General features: G+C 60.9%; 21 protein-coding genes. 13 read left to right on the top strand and 8 right to left on the bottom strand.

Annotated elements, in window-relative coordinates; genetic code table 11:
* Positions 1-154: 154 nt before the first annotated feature.
* The 4 genes from AC1D2G_RS11545 (at position 155) to AC1D2G_RS11530 (ending at position 3,397) form a co-directional block, all read left to right on the top strand.
* Positions 155-1,450, top strand: a complete 1,296-nt coding sequence (locus AC1D2G_RS11545) for a methyltransferase domain-containing protein (RefSeq protein WP_477301054.1) — start codon at positions 155-157, stop codon at positions 1,448-1,450.
* Positions 1,447-2,262, top strand: coding sequence for a sugar phosphate nucleotidyltransferase (locus AC1D2G_RS11540; protein WP_477301052.1), 816 nt, complete (start codon positions 1,447-1,449; stop codon positions 2,260-2,262). Before AC1D2G_RS11545 ends, AC1D2G_RS11540 begins: the two co-directional genes overlap by 4 nt.
* Positions 2,259-2,912, top strand: coding sequence for a PIG-L deacetylase family protein (locus AC1D2G_RS11535; RefSeq protein WP_095080666.1), 654 nt, complete (start codon positions 2,259-2,261; stop codon positions 2,910-2,912). Before AC1D2G_RS11540 ends, AC1D2G_RS11535 begins: the two co-directional genes overlap by 4 nt.
* Before the next feature lie 146 nt (positions 2,913-3,058).
* A complete protein-coding gene (locus AC1D2G_RS11530; protein ID WP_477301049.1) occupies positions 3,059-3,397 on the top strand; it encodes a hypothetical protein in 339 nt (112 codons plus the stop codon).
* Between the two features lie 220 nt (positions 3,398-3,617).
* Here the strand turns inward: AC1D2G_RS11530 and AC1D2G_RS11525 are convergent, their stop codons facing one another.
* From AC1D2G_RS11525 to AC1D2G_RS11515, 3 genes are all read right to left on the bottom strand, one after another.
* Positions 3,618-5,039, bottom strand: coding sequence for a glutamate-1-semialdehyde 2,1-aminomutase (locus tag AC1D2G_RS11525; protein ID WP_477414020.1), 1,422 nt, complete (start codon positions 5,037-5,039; stop codon positions 3,618-3,620).
* Between the two features lie 385 nt (positions 5,040-5,424).
* Positions 5,425-6,183, bottom strand: a complete 759-nt coding sequence (locus AC1D2G_RS11520) for a LuxR C-terminal-related transcriptional regulator (protein WP_477414018.1) — start codon at positions 6,181-6,183, stop codon at positions 5,425-5,427.
* Between the two features lie 452 nt (positions 6,184-6,635).
* A complete protein-coding gene (locus tag AC1D2G_RS11515) occupies positions 6,636-6,860 on the bottom strand; it encodes a hypothetical protein (RefSeq protein ID WP_095080680.1) in 225 nt (74 codons plus the stop codon).
* A 550-nt stretch (positions 6,861-7,410) separates the two neighbouring features.
* Between AC1D2G_RS11515 and AC1D2G_RS11510 the strand changes: the two genes are divergently transcribed.
* Entirely contained in the window at positions 7,411-8,838 is a 1,428-nt protein-coding gene (locus AC1D2G_RS11510) for a hypothetical protein (protein WP_477414016.1), read from the top strand.
* Positions 8,839-8,940: 102 nt separating this feature from the next.
* On the opposite strand, the gene AC1D2G_RS11505 is transcribed toward AC1D2G_RS11510, so the two are convergent.
* Genes AC1D2G_RS11505 through AC1D2G_RS11490 form a run of 4 tightly spaced genes read right to left on the bottom strand, consistent with a single transcriptional unit; the run spans position 8,941 to position 11,080 of the window.
* Positions 8,941-9,114, bottom strand: a complete 174-nt coding sequence (locus AC1D2G_RS11505) for a hypothetical protein (RefSeq protein WP_167458684.1) — start codon at positions 9,112-9,114, stop codon at positions 8,941-8,943.
* Between the two features lie 31 nt (positions 9,115-9,145).
* Positions 9,146-10,273, bottom strand: coding sequence for a WD40 repeat domain-containing protein (locus tag AC1D2G_RS11500; protein WP_477414014.1), 1,128 nt, complete (start codon positions 10,271-10,273; stop codon positions 9,146-9,148).
* Between the two features lie 13 nt (positions 10,274-10,286).
* Entirely contained in the window at positions 10,287-10,610 is a 324-nt protein-coding gene (locus AC1D2G_RS11495; protein ID WP_477414012.1) for a hypothetical protein, read from the bottom strand.
* Entirely contained in the window at positions 10,607-11,080 is a 474-nt protein-coding gene (locus AC1D2G_RS11490; RefSeq protein WP_477301045.1) for a hypothetical protein, read from the bottom strand. Before AC1D2G_RS11490 ends, AC1D2G_RS11495 begins: the two co-directional genes overlap by 4 nt.
* A gap of 555 nt (positions 11,081-11,635) precedes the next feature.
* Here AC1D2G_RS11490 and AC1D2G_RS11485 point away from each other — a divergent pair.
* The 8 genes from AC1D2G_RS11485 (at position 11,636) to AC1D2G_RS11450 (ending at position 20,617) form a co-directional block, all read left to right on the top strand.
* Complete coding sequence (locus AC1D2G_RS11485; RefSeq protein ID WP_477414011.1) at positions 11,636-13,309, top strand: aromatic/alkene/methane monooxygenase hydroxylase/oxygenase subunit alpha; 1,674 nt, start codon at positions 11,636-11,638, stop codon at positions 13,307-13,309.
* A gap of 54 nt (positions 13,310-13,363) precedes the next feature.
* Entirely contained in the window at positions 13,364-14,425 is a 1,062-nt protein-coding gene (locus tag AC1D2G_RS11480; protein WP_095080695.1) for an NADH:ubiquinone reductase (Na(+)-transporting) subunit F, read from the top strand.
* 47 nt (positions 14,426-14,472) lie between these two features.
* Complete coding sequence (locus AC1D2G_RS11475; protein ID WP_477414009.1) at positions 14,473-15,531, top strand: aromatic/alkene monooxygenase hydroxylase subunit beta; 1,059 nt, start codon at positions 14,473-14,475, stop codon at positions 15,529-15,531.
* A gap of 16 nt (positions 15,532-15,547) precedes the next feature.
* A complete protein-coding gene (locus AC1D2G_RS11470) occupies positions 15,548-15,919 on the top strand; it encodes an MmoB/DmpM family protein (protein WP_095080699.1) in 372 nt (123 codons plus the stop codon).
* A gap of 74 nt (positions 15,920-15,993) precedes the next feature.
* Positions 15,994-17,016: an amidohydrolase family protein gene (locus AC1D2G_RS11465; RefSeq protein WP_457154225.1), complete on the top strand. Its 1,023-nt coding sequence runs from the start codon at positions 15,994-15,996 to the stop codon at positions 17,014-17,016.
* 5 nt (positions 17,017-17,021) lie between these two features.
* Positions 17,022-17,819, top strand: coding sequence for an iron-sulfur cluster assembly protein (locus AC1D2G_RS11460; RefSeq protein ID WP_477414007.1), 798 nt, complete (start codon positions 17,022-17,024; stop codon positions 17,817-17,819).
* A gap of 77 nt (positions 17,820-17,896) precedes the next feature.
* Positions 17,897-19,528: a chaperonin GroEL gene (gene groEL, locus AC1D2G_RS11455; RefSeq protein WP_477225801.1), complete on the top strand. Its 1,632-nt coding sequence runs from the start codon at positions 17,897-17,899 to the stop codon at positions 19,526-19,528.
* Positions 19,529-19,573: 45 nt separating this feature from the next.
* A complete protein-coding gene (locus tag AC1D2G_RS11450; RefSeq protein ID WP_095080707.1) occupies positions 19,574-20,617 on the top strand; it encodes an NAD(P)-dependent alcohol dehydrogenase in 1,044 nt (347 codons plus the stop codon).
* 111 nt (positions 20,618-20,728) lie between these two features.
* Here the strand turns inward: AC1D2G_RS11450 and AC1D2G_RS11445 are convergent, their stop codons facing one another.
* Complete coding sequence (locus AC1D2G_RS11445) at positions 20,729-22,807, bottom strand: sigma-54-dependent Fis family transcriptional regulator (RefSeq protein ID WP_477414005.1); 2,079 nt, start codon at positions 22,805-22,807, stop codon at positions 20,729-20,731.
* Between the last annotated feature and the right edge of the window lie 23 nt (positions 22,808-22,830).

Below are 22,830 nucleotides of genomic sequence, written 5' to 3'. Positions count from 1 at the left end.
AGACACCCAACGGATTGGCAAATCGAACTCGGGGGGCGCCCCGTCCTAACCTGCGTTGAAAAGATGCACTCCCTGCGGAGCGCGGCGGGCACAGGTTCATCGTCAGGCCACCGCGTCTCCGTTTTTTCAAACCAGGGCGACAGAGGGGTACGGAATGAATATTCAGGCTGTCGAAATTGCTCGCGACCAGAACACGGCACGCCGCAATGTCAGCTGCAGGCTGTGCGGATCGCGCCTGCGCCACAGTCTGGTCGACCTGGGCATGTCGCCACCTTGCGAGAGCTTCCTGCAGGCCGACCAGCTTGACCAGATGGAACTCTACTATCCGCTCAATGTCCTGGTCTGTGAGCGCTGCTACCTGGTGCAGCTCAAGGAGTATGTCAGCCCCGAGACCATTTTCAACGAATATGCCTACTTCTCGTCCTTCTCGACAAGTTGGGTGGCCCACTCGAAAGCTTATTGCGAAGCGATCACGAAGCGACTTGGGCTTGGCGCCGACAGCTTCGCGGTAGAACTCGCAAGCAATGACGGCTACCTGCTGCAGCACTTCCTGCCGCTCGGCGTTCCCGTGCTTGGCATCGAGCCGGCGGCCAACGTTGCGCGCGCGGCGGTCGAGAAGGGCGTGCCCACCCGGGTCGACTTCTTCGGGGTGCGGCTGGCACTTCAGATGGTGGCCGAGGGACTCCGCGCCGATCTGATCATCGGCAACAACGTCCTGGCGCAGGTGCCCGACCTCAACGACTTCGTCGCGGGAATAAAAATCCTGCTCAAACCGGAGGGCGTGGTCACTCTCGAGTTCCCGCACATCGAGCGGCTGATGATGGAGAACCAGTTCGACACCATCTACCACGAGCATTTTTCATATTTCTCACTGCTGACGATCGACCTGATGGCGGCCCGCCACGGGCTGCGGTTGATCGACGTCGAGGAACTGCCCACCCATGGCGGCTCGTTGCGTGTTTATCTCGCCAACGAGGACAGCAGCCGGGCCACGAATGACAGTGTCGCCGAACTCCTCGAGCGCGAAAAAAGGCATGGGCTTACGGAAATGACGACCTACGCCTCTTTCGGCTACAAGGCGCAGCGCGCGAAGCGCGATCTCCTGGCGTTCCTGGTTTCGGTCAAAAACGAGGGCAAGACGATTTGCGGTTACGGCGCGCCTGGCAAGGGCAACACGCTGCTCAACTACTGCGCCATCGGCACCGACTTCCTCGACTTCACGGTGGACCGCAATCCTTACAAGCACGGCCGCTTCACGCCGGGCATGCACATCCCGATCAAGCCCATCGACGCGATCGACGAGGCCAAGCCAGACTACATCCTGATCCTTCCCTGGAACCTGAAGGACGAGATCATTCAGCAGATGCACCATGTCGCCGCCTGGGGCGCGAAATTCGTGGTGCCAATTCCTTTTGTGACAGTGATCGATCTATCGGAGTTACGGAGATGAAAGTCGTCCTTTTCTGCGGCGGCCGCGGGACCCGGATCCGCGACTATTCCGAAAGCATACCAAAGCCGATGATTCCGCTCGGCCACCAGCCGATCCTGCGCCACGTCATGCAGTGGTACAGCGATTACGGGCATGACGATTTCGTGCTGTGCCTGGGCTACAAGGCCAACGTCATCAAGGATTTCTTCCTGAACACCCGGCCACAGACCTTTTCCGATTGCGTGGTTACGCACGGAGGCCAGGACGTGAAGCTGCTGGGTGACACGGTCAAGGACTGGAGCATCACCCTGCTCGATACGGGCATCTGGCGCAACATCGGAGAACGCCTCTGGGCTGCGAAGGATCACGTCAAGAACGAGAAGATGTTTCTGGCCAACTACTCAGATGGCCTGACCAATGTAGACCTCGACGATGTGATCGCGAAGTTCGAGGCCAGCGGCAAGATCGCCTGCTTCCTCGCCGTGCGGGCGCCGCTGACATACCATTTGGCCGACATAGCTGAAGACGGTCGCGTGCGCGAGTTCCGCACGACGGAGACGTCCGAGATCTGGATCAATGGCGGCTACTTCGTATTCCGTCCCGAAATCTTCGACTACATGCGTGACGGCGAGGAACTCGTTATCGAACCTTTCAAGCGATTGATCGATGACAACATGCTGATGGCGTACAAGCACGACGGGTTCTGGCGTTCGATGGACACGCTGCGTGATTGGCAATCGCTCGAAGACATGGTCGAAAAGGGGGACATGCCTTGGAATAGGAGGGTCACCGCGGAGAAAATCAGGCGCAGCATGGTGATGGCTGCATCATGAGGGGACTTGGCCTCGCACGTCGCGGGGAGAAACTCTCGATCCTCTGCCTTGGTGCCCATTCCGACGACATAGAGATCGGTGCGGGAGGTACGATCCTCGGGCTGATCGCGTCGGGGGTCGAACTGGATGTCGATTGGTGCGTGCTGAGCGCCGGCGGCCAGCGGTCTGCCGAAGCCAGGGCTTCGGCCGAGGCCTTTCTCCAGGGATCGCACTCGTCCACAGTCCACGTCGCCGATTTCGAAGACAGCTACTTTCCGACCCATAGTCGATCCATCAAGCAGTGGTTGGTGGATCTAAGATCGCGGGTTCATCCCGACGTGGTGTTGACCCACGCCAGGTTCGACGCCCATCAGGACCACCGGGAGGTCAACCAACTGACCTGGAACGTCTTCCGCGACCATCTGGTGCTCGAATACGAGATTCCGAAATGGGACGGTGATCTTTGCCAGCCCAACGCCTACGTGCCGCTTACGGCCGACGTGCTGGAACGCAAGATCGAACTCCTTCACGAGCACTTCGGGACGCAGCGCTCCAAGGACTGGTTCGACCGCGAAACATTCGCCGGCCTTGCCAGGTTGCGCGGGATGGAATGTCGGGCACCCGAGCATTTCGCCGAGGCGTTCACGCTTCGAAAGGTCAAGATTTTTTAGCGGCTTTTCACACATATTTTCGCCGAGAAGAGAATGGTGGATGACCGAATGAAACGGGTGAAAAGGGGGTTGAACTGACCGGACGATCTGTTACTTAAATCGCTACCACTGGGTTAAAAATACAACAGAAGCTGGCCATCGGTCCTATGGCTTACCTTCTGTCTTTTTCTGCCTTCCATTTTGAAATTGAAGGGATTTTTATCAAAATGGGCAATGCAATCATTGCGCCGGGATTCTCTTTCAGCGAAGCTCGCATCGGAACGGTCGAGGGCGGAGAATCCGGGGTTCTGGTGTGGAAATCCGACCAACTGGTCGCCGTCCTTACCCAGATCGACGAGGAAGCCTACTGCACGAAAGGCAAGTGGTTCCTAGAGACAGGCTTCGGCCTGCTGAGCGGGCTGCACAAGAACTTCGATACGATCGAGGAAGCCGTTAAATGGGTAGGGATATACACCTTCCCCGAGCCAGTTCCTGCTGTAGATTGATCGGCGGATTCCGCGGCAGCAAGGCGCCTGTGCAAGCCAGCGATGGCTTCGGCCCGTCCTGTGCCGACCTCGCCTGAAGGGCCTTGACAAGCCCGCACCTTGCTGCTTCCGCAATGGAAGTGAGATCCTGTCCCATCCTCTCATGCGGAAACAATGCGGGATTGCCGCATAAGGGTCCGTCCTTGCTCCAAGAGAACGAGAAAGCAACGCCTTCGTGGCGTCAGGATGTTACCGCGAGCCGGGCTTCGGATTGCCCCATGGTCGCATTGTTCGCGGCTGGAGGGCTCTCTGGAGCGGTCATTTCAGCTCGGCTGTCACCATTGTTATAACGGCGGAAGACAACCTGCGTGGGGCGACCTACCAAGAAACGGCTCGTTCCCGATTCCAGGGCCTGCGCATAGACCGCCAGGGCGCCGTCGACGGCCTCTATCGTCTTCATGACGGCCGCGTCGTCGTGGGTGTAGCTGACGACGAGAGACGGCATGAGCACGCCACGCCTGATCGTCTCCTGCAGGAACAGCGAGCGGTATGCCTGTGACGGCTTGCCGTTTGGGTCGAGCGTGGCATAGGCCAGGCAGCAGGGACGGCCGACAACCTTGAAGTGGCCATCCACCCCATGCCGTCTGGCAGCCTCTGCGATCCCGGCCCTCAGTTTCGTCCCCTGACGGTGCAGGTGTTCGATCACGGACTCGTTCTGGTAAGTCCGCATGGTCGCGATCGCCGCCGCAAGCGCATGGGTCTCGGCGCCATGCGTGGTCGACAGCAGAAACACCCTTGGGCGGTCCGTATGCTCGAGGCCGCCGAGCCGCATGTATTCGCGTTTGCCCGCCAGGGCCGAGACCGAAAACCCATTGCCAAGCGCCTTGCCGAATGTCGACAAGTCCGGCTCTATGCCATAGAGCTTCTGCGCCCCGGACGCATGCCATCTGAACCCGGTGATCATCTCGTCGAGAATGAGCAGTGCGCCCTTTTCCCTGCAGAGACGCTGGACTTCATGCAGGAATCCGTCCACCGGATCGTCGCCGCGGGAAGGCTCGAGGATCAGGGCGGCCAGCTTGCCGGGGTGCCTGTCGAACAAATCCTTTACGCTGGCGATATCGTTGTACCGGAAAGTGACGGTGAGCTTTCGGACCGCCTCCGGAATTCCGGCATTCATCGGTGTGGTCCCGATGAACCAATCGTCTGTCGAAAAGAAGGGATGGTCGGCGCAGCAGGCAACGAGATCGCGACCCGTGTAGGCGCGGGCAAGGCGAACGGCTCCCGAAGTCGCATCCGATCCGTCCTTGCAGAACTTCACCATCTGCGCGCCGATGAGCTCCAGGAACGTCTCGGCGCAGTCGACCTCGATCCTGGCCGGCCGCGTGAAATTGGATCCACCTTGGAGGGCTGCCTCCACGGCTCTGACCACGGTCGGGTAGGCGTGTCCCAGCCCGACGGAACGGTTGCCCATGCCGTATTCGATGTACTCGTTCCCGTCGACGTCCCAGACATGGCATCCCAAACCACGCTCGATGAAGCCCGGCGCGAGGACGGGATACTGGTCTTCGCCTTTTGCGTAGGTGTGGCTACCGCCCGGGATCAGTTCACGACCACGTTCCTGCAGGCGGACGGATTTGCGAAAACGAAGGCTTTGCTCAGACATGCCGACCACTCCATTCCGGCAGCAAGTCTACATGCTGGGCTCAGGATTTCGCGTTCTCCATAAGGTCAGCGCTTAGCACTTATGGTGGATACACAACGCGGGCACCGACTGATACCGAGCAAATGGAACAGTTTTTCAGGGTGCTACGGAACCAGATCATCGCAACGGATCGAGGCGTTTCGGAGCACTCCGCAAATGCCCACCTGCGGCACACTGTCGAGAGTTAGGGGCAACGATCCGCGTCGGAGCGCGGCCGTATAGCTCGGACGGCTCCCGACGCAATTCGCGGCATCGGCGATCCATCGACCTTCACTGAATGATCTTTAGTGCGGTAAGAATACGACCCGCCAGGACTAGCCAAAGCGGGTCGTCTTATTGTCTGCGATCACTCTTCGGCCAGAGCACCTTCTGCGAAGAGATCATTGACCTTGTAGGCCACTTCGGTGCGGTTGCTGGCCTTCAACTTCTTCATGATGTTTCGGATGTGGACCTTTACGGTGCTTTCGCGCAGGTTCAGCTCGTAGGCGATGATCTTGTTCGCCTTGCCGCGCCGAAGCGCCTGGGCGACCTCTGCCTGCCTGAGTGTGAACATGCCCGTCAAAGGCTGCGTGTCGCGGCTACCTGTACCTATAAGGTGCCGCATGGAAAGGACACTGCTCGCCGGGACGAAGATGCCTCCCGCTGCCGCAAGGTTGATCGCCTCGACACAGACGTCGATCCCGACCGAGGTCGGAATGTAGCCGCGTGCGCCGCATTCGAGAGCCGTCAGTATCTGTCCAAGGTCTTCGGTGTCAGCCAGGATGACCACGGGGACCGACTTGAACTCGGACGAAATATGCCTGATCTCGTCGGCGATGCCATGATCGGTGACCTTCCGGCCGCCAAGGTTGAAGAGGATAGCTGCAAGTGGAGGGGCTGCCCCCTTCTTCATGCGCCATTCTTCGATCGAGCCCATGGCGACGACCGCCATGCCGAGTTCGTGATCCTCGAGGGCCGATGCAAGACACTCGCGGTCTAGTGCCCTTCCGTCCAGCATGAGAAGGTATTGCTTGCCTACCTGCTCGTGGACATTTTCTATTCCGCTAGACGGAACTCCCGATTGATTTGTCGAAGTGTAGTTGTGCAGTCCTACTGTTGAACCCATACTTATACCCACCCTTTCCCCAACGAAAGCCGCTTAGCGGCGCCCAACAAAGCCCCTCATCTCTTGAATTGAAAGTTTGATACCCAACCCATTTTAAAGCTTCAGGCCGTTACCCCAACCTGGAGCCTTGAGCAGTTCTTGGCTGCCGACATGTACAGCAGCTTGGGCAGTCTATGGGCTATCCATAAGCAGTCTCTAACTTAGGTTAATTTTCGGTAAAATTTTTAAGTCTGTGTATGAAACGTACACAGTGGGTCCCGAGCGCTGCGAGACCTTGGATGGGACGGCCCGGCCATTCCCATGGCGCAGCTCCACGCGGGGAACCCGCGTCGAGCCAGGTCCCAAGAGGTTGATTTGGAACGGCAAGCAGGATCCGCCTGCGGGCAGGCTGACGTGGGAGAAATGAAGTCCTTCACTATATAGCTTTACAGACCCCAAGACGGGGCCTGGTCTCAGGCGTTTCCCTGGGGATTGGCCTCGCTGAGCCACTTCACATCCAGAACCGTCCCGTCAACGTGGATCACGGTTTCGAAGGCCTCTATAAGCCTTTTGGCGGCTTTGCTGGCAATGTGGGACTCGGGATAATTTGCCTCCACTACCCGCGCCCGCTCGTAAACTTCCTTGAGTTTCGTGACCTGCTTGGGACCGAATACGCTCTGTACAACCTGAGTGGTCATACCGCTTCTCCTCCTGGTGCTGGAACTCAAACAACCCGCCCTTTGCCCAGCGCTCCCACAATTTCATCATTAACACAGGATTTTGCAACTGAAAGCAAAAACAAGCCTGCAACCGTACTGTAAGATTACTATTTTCTTTGGTCGAGGCGTTCTTTAGTAGGCGTTCGCGGACCGAGGGTTAGCCGTTTGCAGGAGGCGTAGGCCGGACTGCCATCGCGAAACAAAGAAGCCCACCGACCTGCTGGTCACCCCTCGCTCGAAAACGAAAAGGCACTCCTTTCATATCCTCCGATCTGCCGCCGTGAATTTTACAACGCAGCAGCCGTGACCGGGACATTCAGCTATTCAACCTTTGAGCGTACGCCGGGCGGACGATCACGCTTCGGCACCCACCCGGGGAGGAGCACTTGCACGTCCTGCGGATGCGGGTGTCAGGCTACGTCCTTTGGCTCTCTTGCCCGCGATATCCATCTGCCGAAAGATGGGTGGTCGGACGGCTTCCTGCGTCCGCAGAGTCTAGGGCCAAACCAAGCGGGAGGCTCGATCAACAATGCAGGTCTCTTTGGTCGGGCTGCTGGTGTGCGCGGCGATTTTGACCGTTGCACGCTATTCCAGGGGAATGCTGATCATCGGCCTGATCGCGTCCCAGGCGTTCGGTGCGACCGCCATCGTGACGCTTACCTTTCTAGGAGGGTCGTCCCCACTGATCTACACCATGTTTGCGGCCCTGCTCGTCATGGCCGTGACAGTCAGGCGTCGCATCTGGCTCGATCTTGGAAGTGTATTCGGGAGCATCCGCCCGGTCTGGGTTCTCACAAGCCTCATGGCTTACGCAATCATCGGGGCATGGCTGTTTCCAAGATTCTTCGCAGGACAGACCGCCGTCTTCGTGCAGTCGAAAACCCGAGGCGCTGTCGTAGAAGCGTCCTTGGCCCCGGTTTCGGCCAACACCTCACAGACGGGCTACTTCATTCTTGGCGGGCTCACCGCCATCGCGCTTTGTGTGCTGCTGCTCCACTCCCAAAGGATCGACCAAGTCCGCCGCGGCTTCTTCTTGTGGTGCGGTCTGCACACGGGCATGGGGCTGGTCGATTTTATCGGCAAGAATGCAGGATTGGGAGACTTGCTGGCACCGATCAGAACCGCCAATTACGCACTCATAACGGAAGCGGTCGAGCAAGGATTCGTGCGGATCACGGGACCTTTTGCGGAGGCCTCTTCGTTCGCCAGCGTTTCCCTTGCCTGCCTGGCATTTTGCTACACCTACTGGCGAAAGACCAAGTCACGCCTTGCCCAGTGGCTGGCGGGCATCCTGCTCTTCCTGACCATTCTGTCGACTTCATCGACCGCTTACGTCGGTCTTACCCTCCTGTGCCTTCCGGTCGCCTTCTCGATGTTGGTTTCAGTCCTCAGGGGGCGGGTTGAGCGCGAGGACATAATGGTAACCGCTCTGATGGCGATTGGCGTGGTCGCCATCATGGGCGTCAGCCTCTACCATGCCGGAGCGTTGGAGCCTTTCGTCAGGCTGATCAACAGCACCATCATCAACAAAGCGGATTCTGCCTCAGGCCATGAGCGCACCTATTGGAACGTCAAGAGCCTGCAGTCCTTCCTGGACACCAGCGGCCTTGGCGTCGGTTTCGGCAGTTCCAGGGCATCGAGCTGGCCGATCGCAGTCCTTTCCCAACTTGGCCTGTTCGGATCGCTGATGATGGCGATCCTGCTCGGCGTCCTGGTCGGCGGATTGGGACGGATGCGGGAATGGGTGGACCCGGAAACCGAAGCAGTCGTGACGAGCGTCAGGAATGCTTCCCTCGCCGGCATAATTGCCAGCTCACTGTCGGGTGGCAGCGCCGATCCAGGCATCCTCTTCTTCATCGCACTTGCCGTGGTTTGCGCCACGAAGGTCCATGCTCGGCGTACGTTGACTGCGTTTGAGCGAACCGCCTGGCATCAGACAGCGGCAGCTGCAGCATGAACGATCTCGCCGTCTGGCACGGTGCAACCATGACGTAGCAACGCCGGCGGCTCCGCTCCACGGGATCGCCTCGTCGGCTGAGGAACGGACAGTCCCGCCAGCCTAGTTGGTCTTCAGCTTGCCGACCCGGTTTTCGGCGATCCAGCGGGCGGCCAGCACAAGCGCGCCCATGCTGAAATCCTTGCCATGCCTGGCGACCATCTCCTCCGACAGTTTGGCCAGCCGTTCGAAGAATTCGTCCTTGCTCTCGTCCTCGGCGGTGAGTTCGGTCTGCATGTCATCCTCCTGTTTCATGTGGACTGGTCCGCTATTTGAACATCTGCGCGGGAAAGGTGACGATCGCGGCTGTGCCGTCGACGGTGCCCATCGCCAGATGCCGCCCGTCGCCGGACCAGGCGAGAGCGGTGACAGCGCTGCCCAAGGGCTTGACGAGAAACTCGTCGCGCGAGCCGATCTGGGCGACGATGATACGGCCGTTGGCGTAACCCGCGGCAACCAGCTTCTTCTCGGGGTGCGCCGCCACCGCTTCGACCAGAACCAGCCCGGCGCGACCCGTCTCCAATGCGCCCGAGGTTTCGCCGCCAAATGGTGGGGCGGTCATCGACCAGCCGGCGATCCGGAACGCACCCGAGGCAAACAGCGCATTTGCCGGCGCGCTCCAGCACACCGTCCGAACGGGCGATGGAAATCCCGAGACGATATCGGCTCGGCCATCGGCCAGGCTGATCAGCGCAAAGCCGCCGGTCTCAAGCCCGCAGGCCAACCAGCGCCCGTCGTTGCTCCAGCGGATCGATACCGGGCGCGATGAAAGAGAAATGTCTCGTATCAAGGCAGCGTCGCCTTCGACCGACCAGATCGACAGCCCCTCATCAAGGCCGCAGGCGAGGCGTCTCCCGCCAGGCGAGAACGCGAGGGCGTCGATGGACGATGTCGTGGCATGTTTCAGCTTCACCGCATCGCCCTGGCCGCTCGACAGGAAGACATCCTTTCCGTTGCTGACGGCCGTCAGCGTCGCCCGGGCGCTGTGATCCATGGCCACGATCGGCCCGTCGATCCTGGCCAGGGGTTCCGCGACTTCACCGCCGGCGGTCAGAGGCAACGCTTCGCCGCTGGCCGCGCCGACCAGAAAGCCGGAATGCGCATGGGCGGCGAGGGGGACGTCGCCATCGCCGAACGCCGCCGTGGCGATCAATGGGACTGGTGGCTTTTCCCGGGGGCGGATCGTCGTCTGGCCGAGATCGTTGCTCACCCTGATCCGCGACTCCGGCGGCTCGTGATCCGCGACCGCGGCAACGGCGACGGTGCCGTCGACGGAGGTGAAGGCGACAGCCGAACCGTCGGCGCTGAAGCGCAGATCGGCGATCGCCGACGGCCGCTGCCAGCTGCGGGCCAGAAGGTCGAACAAGGTCAGGTTCTGCATCGTCTGCTGGTTCATGCCATCTCTCCCGTCAGTTCTCGTTCGCCGTTGCGGCAAGCCGGCGATCAACGTCCTCGATGTCGCCTTCGGCCGCGACGATGCGGTCCTCGCAAGCCGTGCATGCCTGCATGATCGCCGCAGCACTTCGCTCTGCCTCATGCAAATCCTGCACCAGTTGCGCGTTGGCGCCGCTTCTGCCGATTTCCAGCTCCAGGCGCAGTACGTCCATTTCGATGCCGGCGCGTTTCTGGTTGAGCCGCATCGCTTCGGCGGTGAGGGCGGAGACTCCGGCGACGAGATCAAGCCGGCGGGCAAGCAGCGCGTCACGCCTGGCAGTATCGGGTCCGCCGGTCATTTCTCGCTCCCCAAAGGCCCGGGTGGCTTTTCGAAAGCCGACAGCAATTTGGGCAATGCGCCGGCCTGTGATTGGAACTGTCTTTCGGCCGTCTCGATGTGGCTCTTGAGCTGGTCCCAGATATCGACGCGGATCATCGATGTCGTGTCGCCGGTCAGCCGCTCGATCTCGTCGACGCGGAACTGGCGTGTCAGCGAAACGCCTGAAAACACGAAGTCGCGCAGCAGGATCGCATGGTTTTCGATGAACAGATGGATCATCGGATGCGTCTCCGTGGTGACGCCGCCGGCGGCAAGCTCGGCCCGGATGAAGTCTTGGAAATGGCTCTGCAGGCGGTGCTGGCTCTCGCCCATGAAGCGCATGACAAAGACCAGATCGCGGGGCATCAGCTTGACAAGATCGCCGGTGACGCCGTCGGCATGGCTGGACATCGGTCGGGGTGGCCCGCTCCTGTCCTTATCGTTCGGCATGGTCTCTCTCCAGCGCCAGGCCCGCCCATGGGCTGTTGGCATCAAATAGTAGAGAAAGACAAAGAATTAAATAGAGACCTGCGTATTTTGATATTTGTTGCAGCTGCGAACTAGATATGTTGCAGTTGCGAATATATGATTAATATTACAGTCGTAAGTTACATCTGTAAAATAACGTTACAGTTTGCTGTCCGCTCATACGCCGAAAAGATGGCGATCTTGTTTTAGGCGCTGGCCGCCGACCTCGTTTTCAAACTGGCACGACGCTTGCTTTGATTATTTTCACAAGAAGCCCATCGCGCTTGGCGCGGTGCCAAAAGAACGAAGGAACGGAGGAAGCAGCGTTTCGATACGCCCATCGCAAATGCGGTTGGCGTCGCGGGTCTCTGCCAAAACGCCTCGAAAACCTTTGCCGCGATCCACTTGAATGGCCGGACCATGAGTCGCGCCTGAATGCGCAACCCTTTGTCATGCCGTTCGCACTCTCACTGGCGGTGCTTTGTGCCGCTTCATGCCGGGGTCAAGGGACCCGCGGCCCAAACCTGGTGGAGGCTTATGACCATGACGTCTCTGACGCTCAACAAGATTACCTCGCAACGCGGAATTTCCGTCGGCGAGGCGACCAAGAAGATTGCCGATCTCGGCTGGAATCCTTCCTACGTGCAGGAAGCGATGACATTTCCGACCGACTACAAGATCAACAAGACGCCGCGCGATCCGATGAAGCAGGTCCTGCGCTCCTACTTCCCGATGCAGGAAGAGAAGGACAACCGCGTCTATGGCGCGCTCGATGCGGCATTGCGCGGCGACATGTTCCGCAACGTCGAACCGCGCTGGGTCGAGTGGATGAAGCTCTTCCTGGCCATCATTCCGTTCCCGGAAATCTCCGCCGCCCGCTCGATGGCGATGGTCGCCCGTATCGCACCCGGCGAGGAACTCCGAACCGGCTTCACCATGCAGATGATCGACGAGTTCCGTCACTCGACGATCCAGATGAACCTGAAGAAATGGTACATGGAGAACTACATCGATCCGGCCGGCTTCGACATCACCGAGGAAGCTTTCGGAAAGTGCTACGCCACCACCATCGGCCGCCAGTTCGCCGAAGGCTTCATCACCGGCGACACGATGACCGCCGCCTGCATGTACCTGACCGTGGTTGCCGAAACCGCCTTCACCAACACGCTGTTTGTTGCCATGCCTTCGGAAGCCGCCCGCAACGGTGACTATGCGCTGCCGACCGTCTTCCTGTCGGTGCAATCGGACGAGAGCCGGCATATCGGCAACGGCCATTCGCTGCTGATGGCGGCGCTCAAGGAACCGGAAAACCACCTGCTGCTCGAGCGCGACCTGCGCTACGCCTTCTGGCAGAACCACGCGATCGTCGATGCCGCCATCGGCACCTTCATCGAATACGGCACCACCAACCGCGACAAGAACAAGGAGTCTTACGCGGAAATGTGGCACCGCTGGATCTATGAGGACTACTACCGCACCTACATGCTGCCGCTCGAGAAATACGGCATCAAGGTCCATCACGACGACGTCCAGGCCGCTTGGGAACGCATCACCAAGAAGAACTACGTCCACAAGGTCGGGCAGTTCTTCGCGGTCGGCTGGCCGGTCAATTTCTGGCGCATCGAAGCCCAGACCGACAAGGACTTCGAGTGGTTCGAGCACAAATATCCCGGCTGGTACGCCGAGTTCGGCGACTTCTGGAAATGGTACGCCAAGCTCAGCCATAAGGGCGAGAAGGTGCTGCTCTTCAACAGCGACGTCGGCTACGTCTATCCGCACCGCTGCTGGTCCTGCCTCGTTCCCTGCCTGATCCGCGAGGACATGGTGGTCGGCGAGATCAATGGCGAACTCTACACCTTCGCCCACGAGCTCGACCGCTGGACCGCCACGGTCGCCTTCGCCGACGAGTATGAGGGCCGTCCGACACCCGCGATGGGCCGCTTCAGCGGCGAGCGCGAATGGGAGACGCTCTATGACGGCTGGGATCTGGCCGATGCCATCAAGGACCTGAACTTCGTCCGCTCCGATGGCAAGACGCTGGTTCCGCAGCCGCATCTGCGCTTCGACGACAAGGAGATGTGGACGCTCGACGATGTGCGCGGCAACACGCTCGGATCGCCGCTCAACGCGCTGCGTGCCATGTCGCCCGCGGACCGTGAGAAGCACCTGGCGGAATACCGCGCCGGCTTCACGATCAATCCCTGCAACTGATCAGGCCAAAGGGGGGCGGGTCCGTCCCGCCCCTACCTTTCACTGGAGGTCCGTATGTCGGAAACCCACACGGTCAGGCTCAGCCCAGTCGACGTCGAATTCGAGGTCGAGAATGGCGAAACGGTGCTCAACGCCGCATTCCGCCAGGGCATCGCCCTACCGCACGGCTGCAAGGAAGGGCAATGCTCGGCCTGCAAAAGCGTGTTGCTCGAAGGCGAGGTCGACATGCTGAAATACTCGACCTTCGCACTGAACGACATGGAGAAGGAGAGCGGGCACGTCCTGTTGTGCCGTTGCATCGCCTACTCCGACCTGGAAGTCGAGCTTCTCAACTACGACGAGGAGATTCTGGCGAAAGCGATCGCCGTGAAAACGTACAAGGGCCGGATTGCTCGCATCGAGCAGCTGACCCACGACATTCGCGGCATCGAAATCGAACTCGGCTCCCCGATGAAGTTTTGGGCGGGGCAATATGTCGACATCACGGTTACCACGCAAAAAGGGGAGACGATTACGCGCTCGTTCTCCATGGCAAATACGCCGGACCAAACCCAAAAACTCTCCTTCATCATCAAAAAATACCCTGAGGGAAAGTTCTCGGGAGAACTCGATTCCGGAGGCATCAGGGCCGGAGCCGAAGTCACCGTCGTCGGACCCTACGGAACCTGTTTCCGCCGCGACGAACGGCAAGGACCCTTGATCCTGGTCGGCGCCGGATCGGGCATGTCGCCGATCTGGTCGATCCTCAACGACCACCTGAAGAGCGGCGAGAAACGTCCGGTCTATTTCTTCTACGGCGCCCGCACCCGCAACGACCTGTTCTATCTCGACAGGATCGCCGAGCTGGTCGGCAATCATTCCGACGTCACCTTCATTCCCGTGCTGTCGCACGCGAATGACGACGCCGAATGGCAGGGCGAACGCGGCTTCGTGCACCAGAGCGTCGACGCCAAGCTCAAGCAACTGGCGGTCGACGGGCAGGGCGATGTCCATGCCTGTGGCCCGCCGCCGATGATCGATGCGCTGCAGCCGGTCCTGTTCATGAACGGGTTCGAAACGGAGCGGATCTTCTTCGACAAGTTCACCACATCGGCAGGTGCAACGCCGGCCCATTGAGGGCGGCCGTGCCAAGCCAACCACAACTGCAACAAGGGAGAGAGACTATGCCTGCAACCTCGAGTTCAGTCGGATCCGGAGCCGCCGGCGCGGCGATCTTCGCCGATTCAGATAGCCGGAAATACCGGTATTTCGATCCGAAAGGCCAGCGCGCCACCCACTACGAGGACATGACGGTCGACGTTCAGCCTGACCCGGAGCGCTACCTGATCCAGGACTGGATCATCTCCTTCGCCGACGGCAAGGGCGCCTATGTCAAGCAGAACACCGCCGCGCAGAGTTCCAACTGGCATGCCTTCCGCGCCCCCGACCAGGAATGGGAGCGCACGCACTACCAGCGCCAGTCGAAGATCGAGACGATGGTGCAGAGCGTCATCAACAATGCCCGCAAATCGGGCGCACCGAAGACCTTCGACAAGGCCTGGGTCAAGATCCTGCAGACGCAGCTCGGCGCCTGGAAACACGCCGAATTCGGGCTCGGCACCTCGCTGATGCAGGCGCAGCGCTACGGCTACACCCAGATGATCAACAACGCGACGCTGACCAACTCGTCCTACAAGCTCAGGCTTGCCCAGGACATCACGCTCTACCTTGCCGAGATCGGCATGGACCTTCCCGGCTGGGACGACGAACTCGGCAAGAAGGCCTGGCTCGAGGACAAGAACTGGCAAGGCACGCGCGAAGCGGTCGAGACCATCATGGGCGCGACCGACTATCTCGAACAGTATTTCGCCATCAACATCGTCTTCGAGCCGCTGGTGGGCGAAGTGTTCCGCTCCGGCTTCCTGATGCAGATCGCCGCCGCCAACCACGACTTCATCACGCCGGCGGTGATTTCGGCCGCCGAGGCCGATTACGAGCGCAACCTCGCCAACACAATCGACCTCATCCACATGCTCGCCCATGACGAGAAGCATGGCGCGGCGAACAAGAAGCTCTTCCAGGGCTGGGTCAAGAAACACGGCACGCTCGCCGACAAGGCAGCCACCGGCCTGCAGCCGATCTGGTCGATGCCGCATTCCAAGCCGGTTGCGTTCGCGGATGTCCGCGCCAAATCCGAGGAGCGGATTGGCCAGATCCTCGGCGAACTCGGCCTCAAGCGCTGAAACAGGAGAACTTGTCATGTCACTAGCAGCACGCGACGCAACCCATTCCAACATCTTCAAGTCGATGAAGGACATCACCTTCGAGCAGACGATTTCGCATCAGTGCGGCGTCACCATGAACGACTCGGTCGAGGCTCGCGCCATCGCCGAATTCATGGGCCAGAAGCCGGGGGTGACCATCACCTACCAGCCCGCGCTGATCCGCATCGACGGCGACGGCAAGCTGATCTTCAAGATGGACGCGATCGGCGAATATCTCGGCCGCGAGATTTCGGCCGAGACCTTCGAGGTCAACACCTCCACCCATTATGGCCGCATGGTTCGCGTCGACGACAACACCGTGATCCTGTTCGGCAACATGGACGAGATGTTCGAATACATCGAATAGCCGCCACGAAAATCCGGCGCGCCGCGCGAGTGCGGCGCGCCGAACCGATCAACGCGATTGCTGCGGAGGCAACAATGTACAGGACACCGGAAGGCAAGGACATTTTCGTGGTCGACGGCCACACTCATTTCTGGGACGGCAGCCCGGAGAACCAGAAGAATATCCACGGCAAGCAGTTCATCGAGTGCTTCTATGCCTATCATACGGGCCTGAGCCCGAAGGACCAGCTGTGGGAAAAGAGCAAGTTCGAGAAGTACAGCGCCGACGATCTCTATCGCGACCTGTTCATCGACGGTCCCGACGATGTGGCGATCGTCCAGTCGACCTATCTCAAGGACTTCTACAAGAACGGCTTCAACACGATCGAGCGCAACGCCGAGGTGGCCAAGCGCTATCCCGAGCGTTTCATCGTCAACGGCGCCTTCGATCCGCGCGACGGCGAGAAGGCGCTTGAGTACATCCACTTCCTCAAGGAGACCTACAACGTCAAGGGCGTGAAGATGTACACGGCCGAATGGAACGGCGCGTCCAAGGGCTGGAAGCTCACCGATCCCGATGCCTACAAATGCTTCGAACTCTGCGACAAGCTCGGCATCAGGAACATCCACGTCCATAAGGGCCCGACGATCATCCCGCTCTCGAAGGACGCCTTCGACGTCCATGACGTCGACCACGCGGCGACGGATTTCCAGAACCTCAACTGGATTGTCGAGCATTGCGGCCTGCCGCGCCTCGACGATTTCTGCTGGATCGCGACGCAGGAAACCAACGTCTATGGCGGCTTGGCGGTTGCGTTGCCGTTCATCCATGCGCGCCCGCGCTATTTCGGCGAAGTCATTGCCGAGCTCTTGTTCTGGCTCGGGCCGGAGAAGATCCTGTTCGGTTCCGACTATGCGATCTGGACGCCGCGCTGGCTGGTCGACAAATTCTGGGCCTATCAGATCCCGCAGGACATCGCCGCCGAACGGGGCGTGCAGCTGACCGACGAGATCAAGGAGAAGATACTCGGCCTCAACGCCGCGCGTCTTTACAACATCGACGTCGAGGCCAAGAAGAAGGCGCTGGCCAGCACGCCCTTCAGCATCGCTGCGGAGTAGGGGCCATGGCAACCGCCAGCGTTTCCGGCAGCCGCGAGAAGGAACTCTGGCGGCGCCTTGATGAGGTCAACGACCCGGAACTCGACGAAGCCATCACCGAGATGGGCTTCGTCGAGCGGGCAGAGGTGATGGGCGACGGCAGCGCCGAGGTCGACTTCCGCCTGCCGACCTACTGGTGTTCGCCCAACTTCGCGTTCCTGATGCTGGACGGCGTCCGCAAGGCGCTCGACCAGCTCTCCTGGGCACCGGCCTATCGCGTCAAGCTGCACGACCACATGTTCGCGGAGGAGGTCAATCGCGGCATGGAAGCCGGCAAGACATTCGGCGACATCTTTGCCGTGCTTGCCGAGGACCAGGATCTCGCCGCCTTGCGCGAGACCTTCAGGATGAAGGCCTTCAAGCGACGCCAGGAGGCGGTTTTGCGCGGCCTGCGGCTGCACGGCCTGACCGATCGGGAAATCCTTGGCATGGACCTTGCGGCCTATGACGTCGCGCGGTTCGAGCCGGGCGAGGCGGCCAAGCAGAAGCCGAGATACAGGGCGGCCCTGCTCGAGCGTTTTCTCGATCGCCGGGCCGACGATCCCGTCTTCGTGACCTGGGAAGGCCAGCCCATACCGCCTGGCGCACTCGGTGCTCATCTCGCCGAGCTGCGCGGTGTGCGCATCAACATGGAGTTCAACGGCGCGCTGTGCCGGGGGCTCAAGCAGACGAGATACAAGGAACTGGATGTGGTCGACGGCGAACCGACGCTGGTCGATTTCATTCTGGATCGCGTGCCGGCCAGGACTGCACCGACCGCCTGAAGCAGAGCTGACAGCAACGGCCTCCCTCGCACGAGGCCCCCAACCAACAACCCGCCCGTAAGGCGGAAGGAGGAATCATGCCCAAGATAATGCTTCACAATTCCGAGGCCCGCCGTGCTCTCGCCCGTGGCGTCTTCCGGCTCGCAGCCGCCGTCGAGCCGACGCTCGGCCCCAAAGGCATGAACGCAATGATCGACCGGCCGATCGGCACGCCGATGGTGACCCGCGACGGTGTCAGCATCGCCTCCGAGATCGAACTGCACGACCGTTTCGAGAACATGGGTGCGCAGGTCGTCCGCGAAGTGTCGATGCAGACCAACGAGATCGCCGGCGACGGCACCACGACGGCCATCGTGCTCGCCAACGCGCTCATCCAGGGCGGCGTCGAGGCGAATGAGCGCGGCGTGAAATCCGTCGATTTGTGCAAGGGCATCGACCTTGCCGTGGCGTCGGTGGTGGCGGCGCTCAAGGCTTCCGCCAAACCCGCCAAGGGCAACGGCATCCTGGCCTCGGTCGCCAATATCGCGGCGACCAACACCAAGCTTGGCGCGCTGGTGGCGGAAGCCCATCAGCGGGTCGGCGCCGAAGGCGTCATTACCACCGATTTCAGCGTTACCACCGAGACCACGCTCGATGTCGTCGAGGGCATGTCCTTCGAACGCGGCTACCTCTCGCATCACATGGTGACCGACCAGGAGAAGATGGAGGCGGTGCTCGAACGGCCCTACATCCTGATGACCGACCTCAAGATCAAGGAGCCCGGGCAGCTCGATGCGGTGCGCCGCATTGCCGACGCGGATGGCCGGCCGCTGCTGGTCGTGTCCGAGGAAATGTCGCCGGAGGTGGTGGTGACGCTGCTCGGCAAGCAGGGACCGGGACGGTACCTGGTCGTCCATCCGCCGGAATATGGCCACTGGCGCAAGGCGATGATGGAGGATCTGGCCATCATCACCGGCGGCAGGGTGATCGCGCGCGATCTCGGCGGCCGGCTCGAGGACGTCACCGCCGAGGATCTCGGGACGGCCGACCGGGTGAAGACCAGTTCGTCCTACACCTCGATCATTCGCGGCGGCGGCGACCCCGGCGCAATTGCTTCGCGCCGCGCCCAGGTGCAGCGCCAGTATGAAGCCTCGCAGCCCAACATCGACCAGGACAAGCTGCGCGAACGCCTGGCCAAGCTCTCCGGTGGCACCGCGATCCTCTACGCCGGCGGTGTCACGCCTGTTGAACAGAAGCGGACCATCCAGCTGATCGAGGATTCCTTGAATGCGGTGCGCGCCGCGTCCGAGGAGGGAGTCGTTGCCGGCGGTGGTTCGGCACTCGCGCAGATCGCGCCGTTGCTCGACAAGGTCGCGGCCGGCGTCGATGGCGATGTCGCCGAGGGCGTGCGCCTGGTGCGCTCGGTCCTGTCACGGCCGCTGTGGCGTATCGCCGCCAATGCCGGCGCCGATCCCGAAGCGGTGGTGGTCGAGGTCACCCGCATCAATGGCGGCTATGGCTACAACGCCTCGACCGGCGCGTATCAGAACATGTTCGAGGCAGGCATCATCGATCCGGTCCGCGTGACCTATACCGCGCTCGCCAACGCAGCTTCCGTGGCGACGCTGATCCTGACCACCGAAACGCTGATTGGCGATCTCGCCGAGGACGAGGATCCGACGGCCGGACCGGCGCGCGGCGGCGGCTCGGAAAAGCTAGGCCGCGCCTGAAGCAACATTGCAACGCAACGATTTCGACGTTGAAAGGACACAGCCATGAAAGCTGCCAGACTTTACGAATACGATCCGAAGATGAATGTTCGGCTCAAGATCGAGGAGGTCAAGGCGCCGACGATCACCGCGCCCGACGAGGTGATCGTGCGGGTCGGCGCCGCGGGCCTCTGCCGCACCGATTTGCACATCATCGAAGGGGTGTGGAAGCCAACGATGGACCCTGAAGGCACGCTGTTGCCCTATATCATGGGTCACGAAAATGCCGGCTGGGTCGAGGAGGTCGGCAGTGGCGTCCGATCGGTCAAGCGCGGCGACGCGGTGATCTGCCACCCCTTCCGCTCATGCGGCATTTGCCTCAACTGCCGCCATGGCGAGGACATGTACTGCGACAACGGTCAGTTCCCCGGCCTTGGCATGAACGGCGGTTTCGCCGAATATTTCATCACCAGCGAACGCTCGCTGATCAAGCTGAATGCCAACATCACGCCGATCGAGGTGGCGCCGCTGGCCGATGCCGGCATCACCGCCTACCGCGCCGCCAAGCGCGCCGCCAAGCTCCTGCGGCCGGGGAGTTACTGCGTGCTCCTCGGCATAGGCGGGCTTGGCCATATCGCTCTGCAATCGCTGCACGCGATTTCGGGTTGCCGCATCATCGCAGTCGATCGCGAACCTGCAGCGCGGGTGCTGGCCAAGGACCTTGGCGCCGACTTCGTCCTCGATGGCGGACCAAACATTGTCGAGGAAGTCAGCCAGATCACCGGCGGCGGCGCGCATGTGGTGATCGATTTCGTCGGTGAACTCGGTGTCGAGAACATCTGCTGGAAGATGGTGCGCAAGGGCGGGCAACTGTTCGTCGTCGGCTATGGCGGCAACATCAACGTACCGACCGCGCATCTCGTCATCGAGGAGATCAACATCGGCGGCAGCCTGGTCGGCAATTTCACTGAGCTTGTCGAACTGATGGAGCTCAACGCCGACGGCAAGGTGAAGATGCACTACACCGAATACAATCTCGCCAGCATCAACACCGCGCTCGACGATTTCAAGAACCGCCGGTTCACCGGTCGTGGTGTCATCGTTCCCTGAAGGCGATTTCGGTCGCCGAACTTTCCCCGACCCGCGGCGCGAATGCCGCGGGTTTTTTTTGCCGATGATTGGATCTAGTGCATGTCGCCCAAAAGTGACCCGCGATGCGCTTTAGAGGAAACCGCGCCGGATGCCGTATTGGCCGAGTTTGCGATAAAGCGTCGGCCGCGAAATGCCGAGCCTCAGCGCAACCTTGCTGAGATTGCCGCCCTCCGCGACAAGCGCATTCTTGATCGCCTGGCGTTCTCCATCCTCGAATGTACACACGGGTGCTTCGAGCATGGTCGTGGGATGGTCGCTGTGCATGGCCATGGCGTTGCGGTTGCCCGCACTGATTTCTTCGGGAAGGTCCTGAAGTCCGATCGTGCCGTCGCGCGCCAGTATGTGCAGGCGCTCGACCAGGTTCTTCAATTCGCGCACATTTCCCGGCCAGCGATAGGCCAGCAGCGCGTCGAGTGCTTCATTTGAAAACTCCAGGGGATCAGTGCCCGCCAGTTTTGCGATCTGACGATTGAAATGCTCGACCAGCAAGAGCACGTCGTCGCCGCGCTCACGCAGGGCCGGCACATGAATCGAGACCGCGCCGATGCGGTAATAGAGATCGCTGCGGAAGCGTCCGGCCGCGACTTCCTGCTTGAGATCGCGATTGGTCGATGCGACCAGTCGCACGTCCACCGGCCGGCCCCTCGAGTCGCCGATGCGGTGAACCACGCGCTCCTCCAGGACACGCAACAGGAAGGGCTGGATTTCGAGCGGCAACTCGCCGATTTCGTCAAGGCTGAGCACACCGCCATTGGCGAGTTCGAAGATGCCGGGCTTGCCGTCCCGCGAAGCTCCGGTAAAGGCTCCGCCCACGTGGCCGAACAATTCGCTGCCGAACAGCTCCTTGGTGATTGCGCCACAGTTCATGGCGATGAACGGGTCGTTTTCGGTGCGCCGGCTGCCGGCATGGACAAGCCGGGCGAACAGCTCTTTGCCGACACCGGTTTCGCCTTCTATCAGCAACGAGGTGACACCGTTCGATCCGGCCACCCGGGAAGCGACATCGACGGCGGCCAGCAATTTTTCGCTTTCGCCGATGATCATCGCCGCGGCTGCCCGCAGGTGTTTGTCCCCCTCCCGACGCATCACCGTCATGCTCGAGACGGCCGGTACGGAGGGAAACACCAGGGCCGCGCCACGAAGGTCGCCATCCAGCTTCAGCGGCGTGACATGGCAGGATCGCAGGTGCGCCGGCAGCGCGTTGGCAAGATCGGTCTCCGAGCCGGAGGCCGGCAGGTTCATGAGCCAACGTCCGCGGCCCGGCTCCATCGGGCCGTCCATCATCTCCGTCGCGTCGCCGTTGGGCACGTTGTTGCAGAAGATCGCGCGGCCACGATGATCGACGATGACCAACCCGTCTTTCCGGCGGTAGCTGGGTGCCGAGGAAATAAACGCCTCGAGCAGGCGTGTGCGCTGCTCCTGCTGCTGTTCGGCGAGAGCCTTCTCGATTTGCCTGGCGGTGGCGGCGACGAGCGCCGTGTTATGCGGCCGGAAGATCGGCGAATAGCCCGACAGGTCGACAACGCCGATGATCTTGCCGTCCAGGGGATCGCGGATCGGCGCGCCGGCGCAGGTCCAGGATTTGATGCCGGCACAGAAATGTTCGGCCGCGTGGACGAAAATCGGTTCGCCGGTCCACAGCGCGGTCCCAATGCCGTTGGTTCCAACGGCATCCTCGTTCCATTTGCCGCCTACTGCCAGATGGATGTCCATGCCGTCATGCAGTGTCTTCTTGTCGCCGATGGCGTCGATCAGCACGCCATCGCTGTCGGCAAGCACCAGCATCGCTCCCGTTCCGTCCAGCAACTGGCCAAGCGACGCGAATGAGCGCCTCGCCGCCGAGAGCAGTTCGGCATTGGCGCGGGTCAGATATTCGATCTCGTTCCGATCGCTGCTCAGCGGCGCTTCGATGCCCTGCGCATTGATGCCGCCGGTGGCGCTGCGGTACCAGGAATCGTGGATCAGCGAGCGGACGTGGACCGGATCGCGGGCGCAAGTAGGCTCGTCGGAAAGAAAACTCTCCCAGGCGCGCATGGTGGCGCGCTCGTCATAGTCGATGTTGTCCAGGATCAATTGTCCGGTGGCGATTGAAGCGCGCGCCGGAAGTGCATCGGTCTTCATCTGATCGGGGCCGTTCGCGTGTCTCATTCAGCCATCACAGTACCTTTGAG

The sequence above is a fragment of the Mesorhizobium sp. P2_C7 genome, from assembly GCF_056404515.1.
The sequence above is the reverse complement of the archived record's forward strand: the minus strand, read 5'-3'. Positions and strand labels throughout refer to the sequence as shown.

Bases quoted from the DNA above. Each gene is read 5' to 3' on its own strand.
- AC1D2G_RS11515 (WP_095080680.1), bottom strand. From the start codon at position 6,860: ATGACCACTCAGGTTGTACAGAGCGTATTCGGTCCCAAGCAGGTCACG.
- AC1D2G_RS11495 (WP_477414012.1), bottom strand. From the start codon at position 10,610: ATGACCGGCGGACCCGATACTGCCAGGCGTGACGCGCTGCTTGCCCGC.
- groEL (WP_477225801.1), top strand. From the start codon at position 17,897: ATGCCCAAGATAATGCTTCACAATTCCGAGGCCCGCCGTGCTCTCGCC.
- AC1D2G_RS11500 (WP_477414014.1), bottom strand. From the start codon at position 10,273: ATGAACCAGCAGACGATGCAGAACCTGACCTTGTTCGACCTTCTGGCC.
- AC1D2G_RS11460 (WP_477414007.1), top strand. From the start codon at position 17,022: ATGGCAACCGCCAGCGTTTCCGGCAGCCGCGAGAAGGAACTCTGGCGG.
- AC1D2G_RS11475 (WP_477414009.1), top strand. From the start codon at position 14,473: ATGCCTGCAACCTCGAGTTCAGTCGGATCCGGAGCCGCCGGCGCGGCG.
- AC1D2G_RS11505 (WP_167458684.1), bottom strand. From the start codon at position 9,114: ATGCAGACCGAACTCACCGCCGAGGACGAGAGCAAGGACGAATTCTTC.
- AC1D2G_RS11450 (WP_095080707.1), top strand. From the start codon at position 19,574: ATGAAAGCTGCCAGACTTTACGAATACGATCCGAAGATGAATGTTCGG.
- AC1D2G_RS11480 (WP_095080695.1), top strand. From the start codon at position 13,364: ATGTCGGAAACCCACACGGTCAGGCTCAGCCCAGTCGACGTCGAATTC.
- AC1D2G_RS11520 (WP_477414018.1), bottom strand. From the start codon at position 6,183: ATGGGTTCAACAGTAGGACTGCACAACTACACTTCGACAAATCAATCG.
- AC1D2G_RS11540 (WP_477301052.1), top strand. From the start codon at position 1,447: ATGAAAGTCGTCCTTTTCTGCGGCGGCCGCGGGACCCGGATCCGCGAC.
- AC1D2G_RS11490 (WP_477301045.1), bottom strand. From the start codon at position 11,080: ATGCCGAACGATAAGGACAGGAGCGGGCCACCCCGACCGATGTCCAGC.
- AC1D2G_RS11545 (WP_477301054.1), top strand. From the start codon at position 155: ATGAATATTCAGGCTGTCGAAATTGCTCGCGACCAGAACACGGCACGC.
- AC1D2G_RS11510 (WP_477414016.1), top strand. From the start codon at position 7,411: ATGCAGGTCTCTTTGGTCGGGCTGCTGGTGTGCGCGGCGATTTTGACC.
- AC1D2G_RS11485 (WP_477414011.1), top strand. From the start codon at position 11,636: ATGACCATGACGTCTCTGACGCTCAACAAGATTACCTCGCAACGCGGA.
- AC1D2G_RS11535 (WP_095080666.1), top strand. From the start codon at position 2,259: ATGAGGGGACTTGGCCTCGCACGTCGCGGGGAGAAACTCTCGATCCTC.
- AC1D2G_RS11530 (WP_477301049.1), top strand. From the start codon at position 3,059: ATGGCTTACCTTCTGTCTTTTTCTGCCTTCCATTTTGAAATTGAAGGG.
- AC1D2G_RS11470 (WP_095080699.1), top strand. From the start codon at position 15,548: ATGTCACTAGCAGCACGCGACGCAACCCATTCCAACATCTTCAAGTCG.
- AC1D2G_RS11465 (WP_457154225.1), top strand. From the start codon at position 15,994: ATGTACAGGACACCGGAAGGCAAGGACATTTTCGTGGTCGACGGCCAC.
- AC1D2G_RS11525 (WP_477414020.1), bottom strand. From the start codon at position 5,039: ATGTCTGAGCAAAGCCTTCGTTTTCGCAAATCCGTCCGCCTGCAGGAA.
- AC1D2G_RS11445 (WP_477414005.1), bottom strand. From the start codon at position 22,807: ATGAGACACGCGAACGGCCCCGATCAGATGAAGACCGATGCACTTCCG.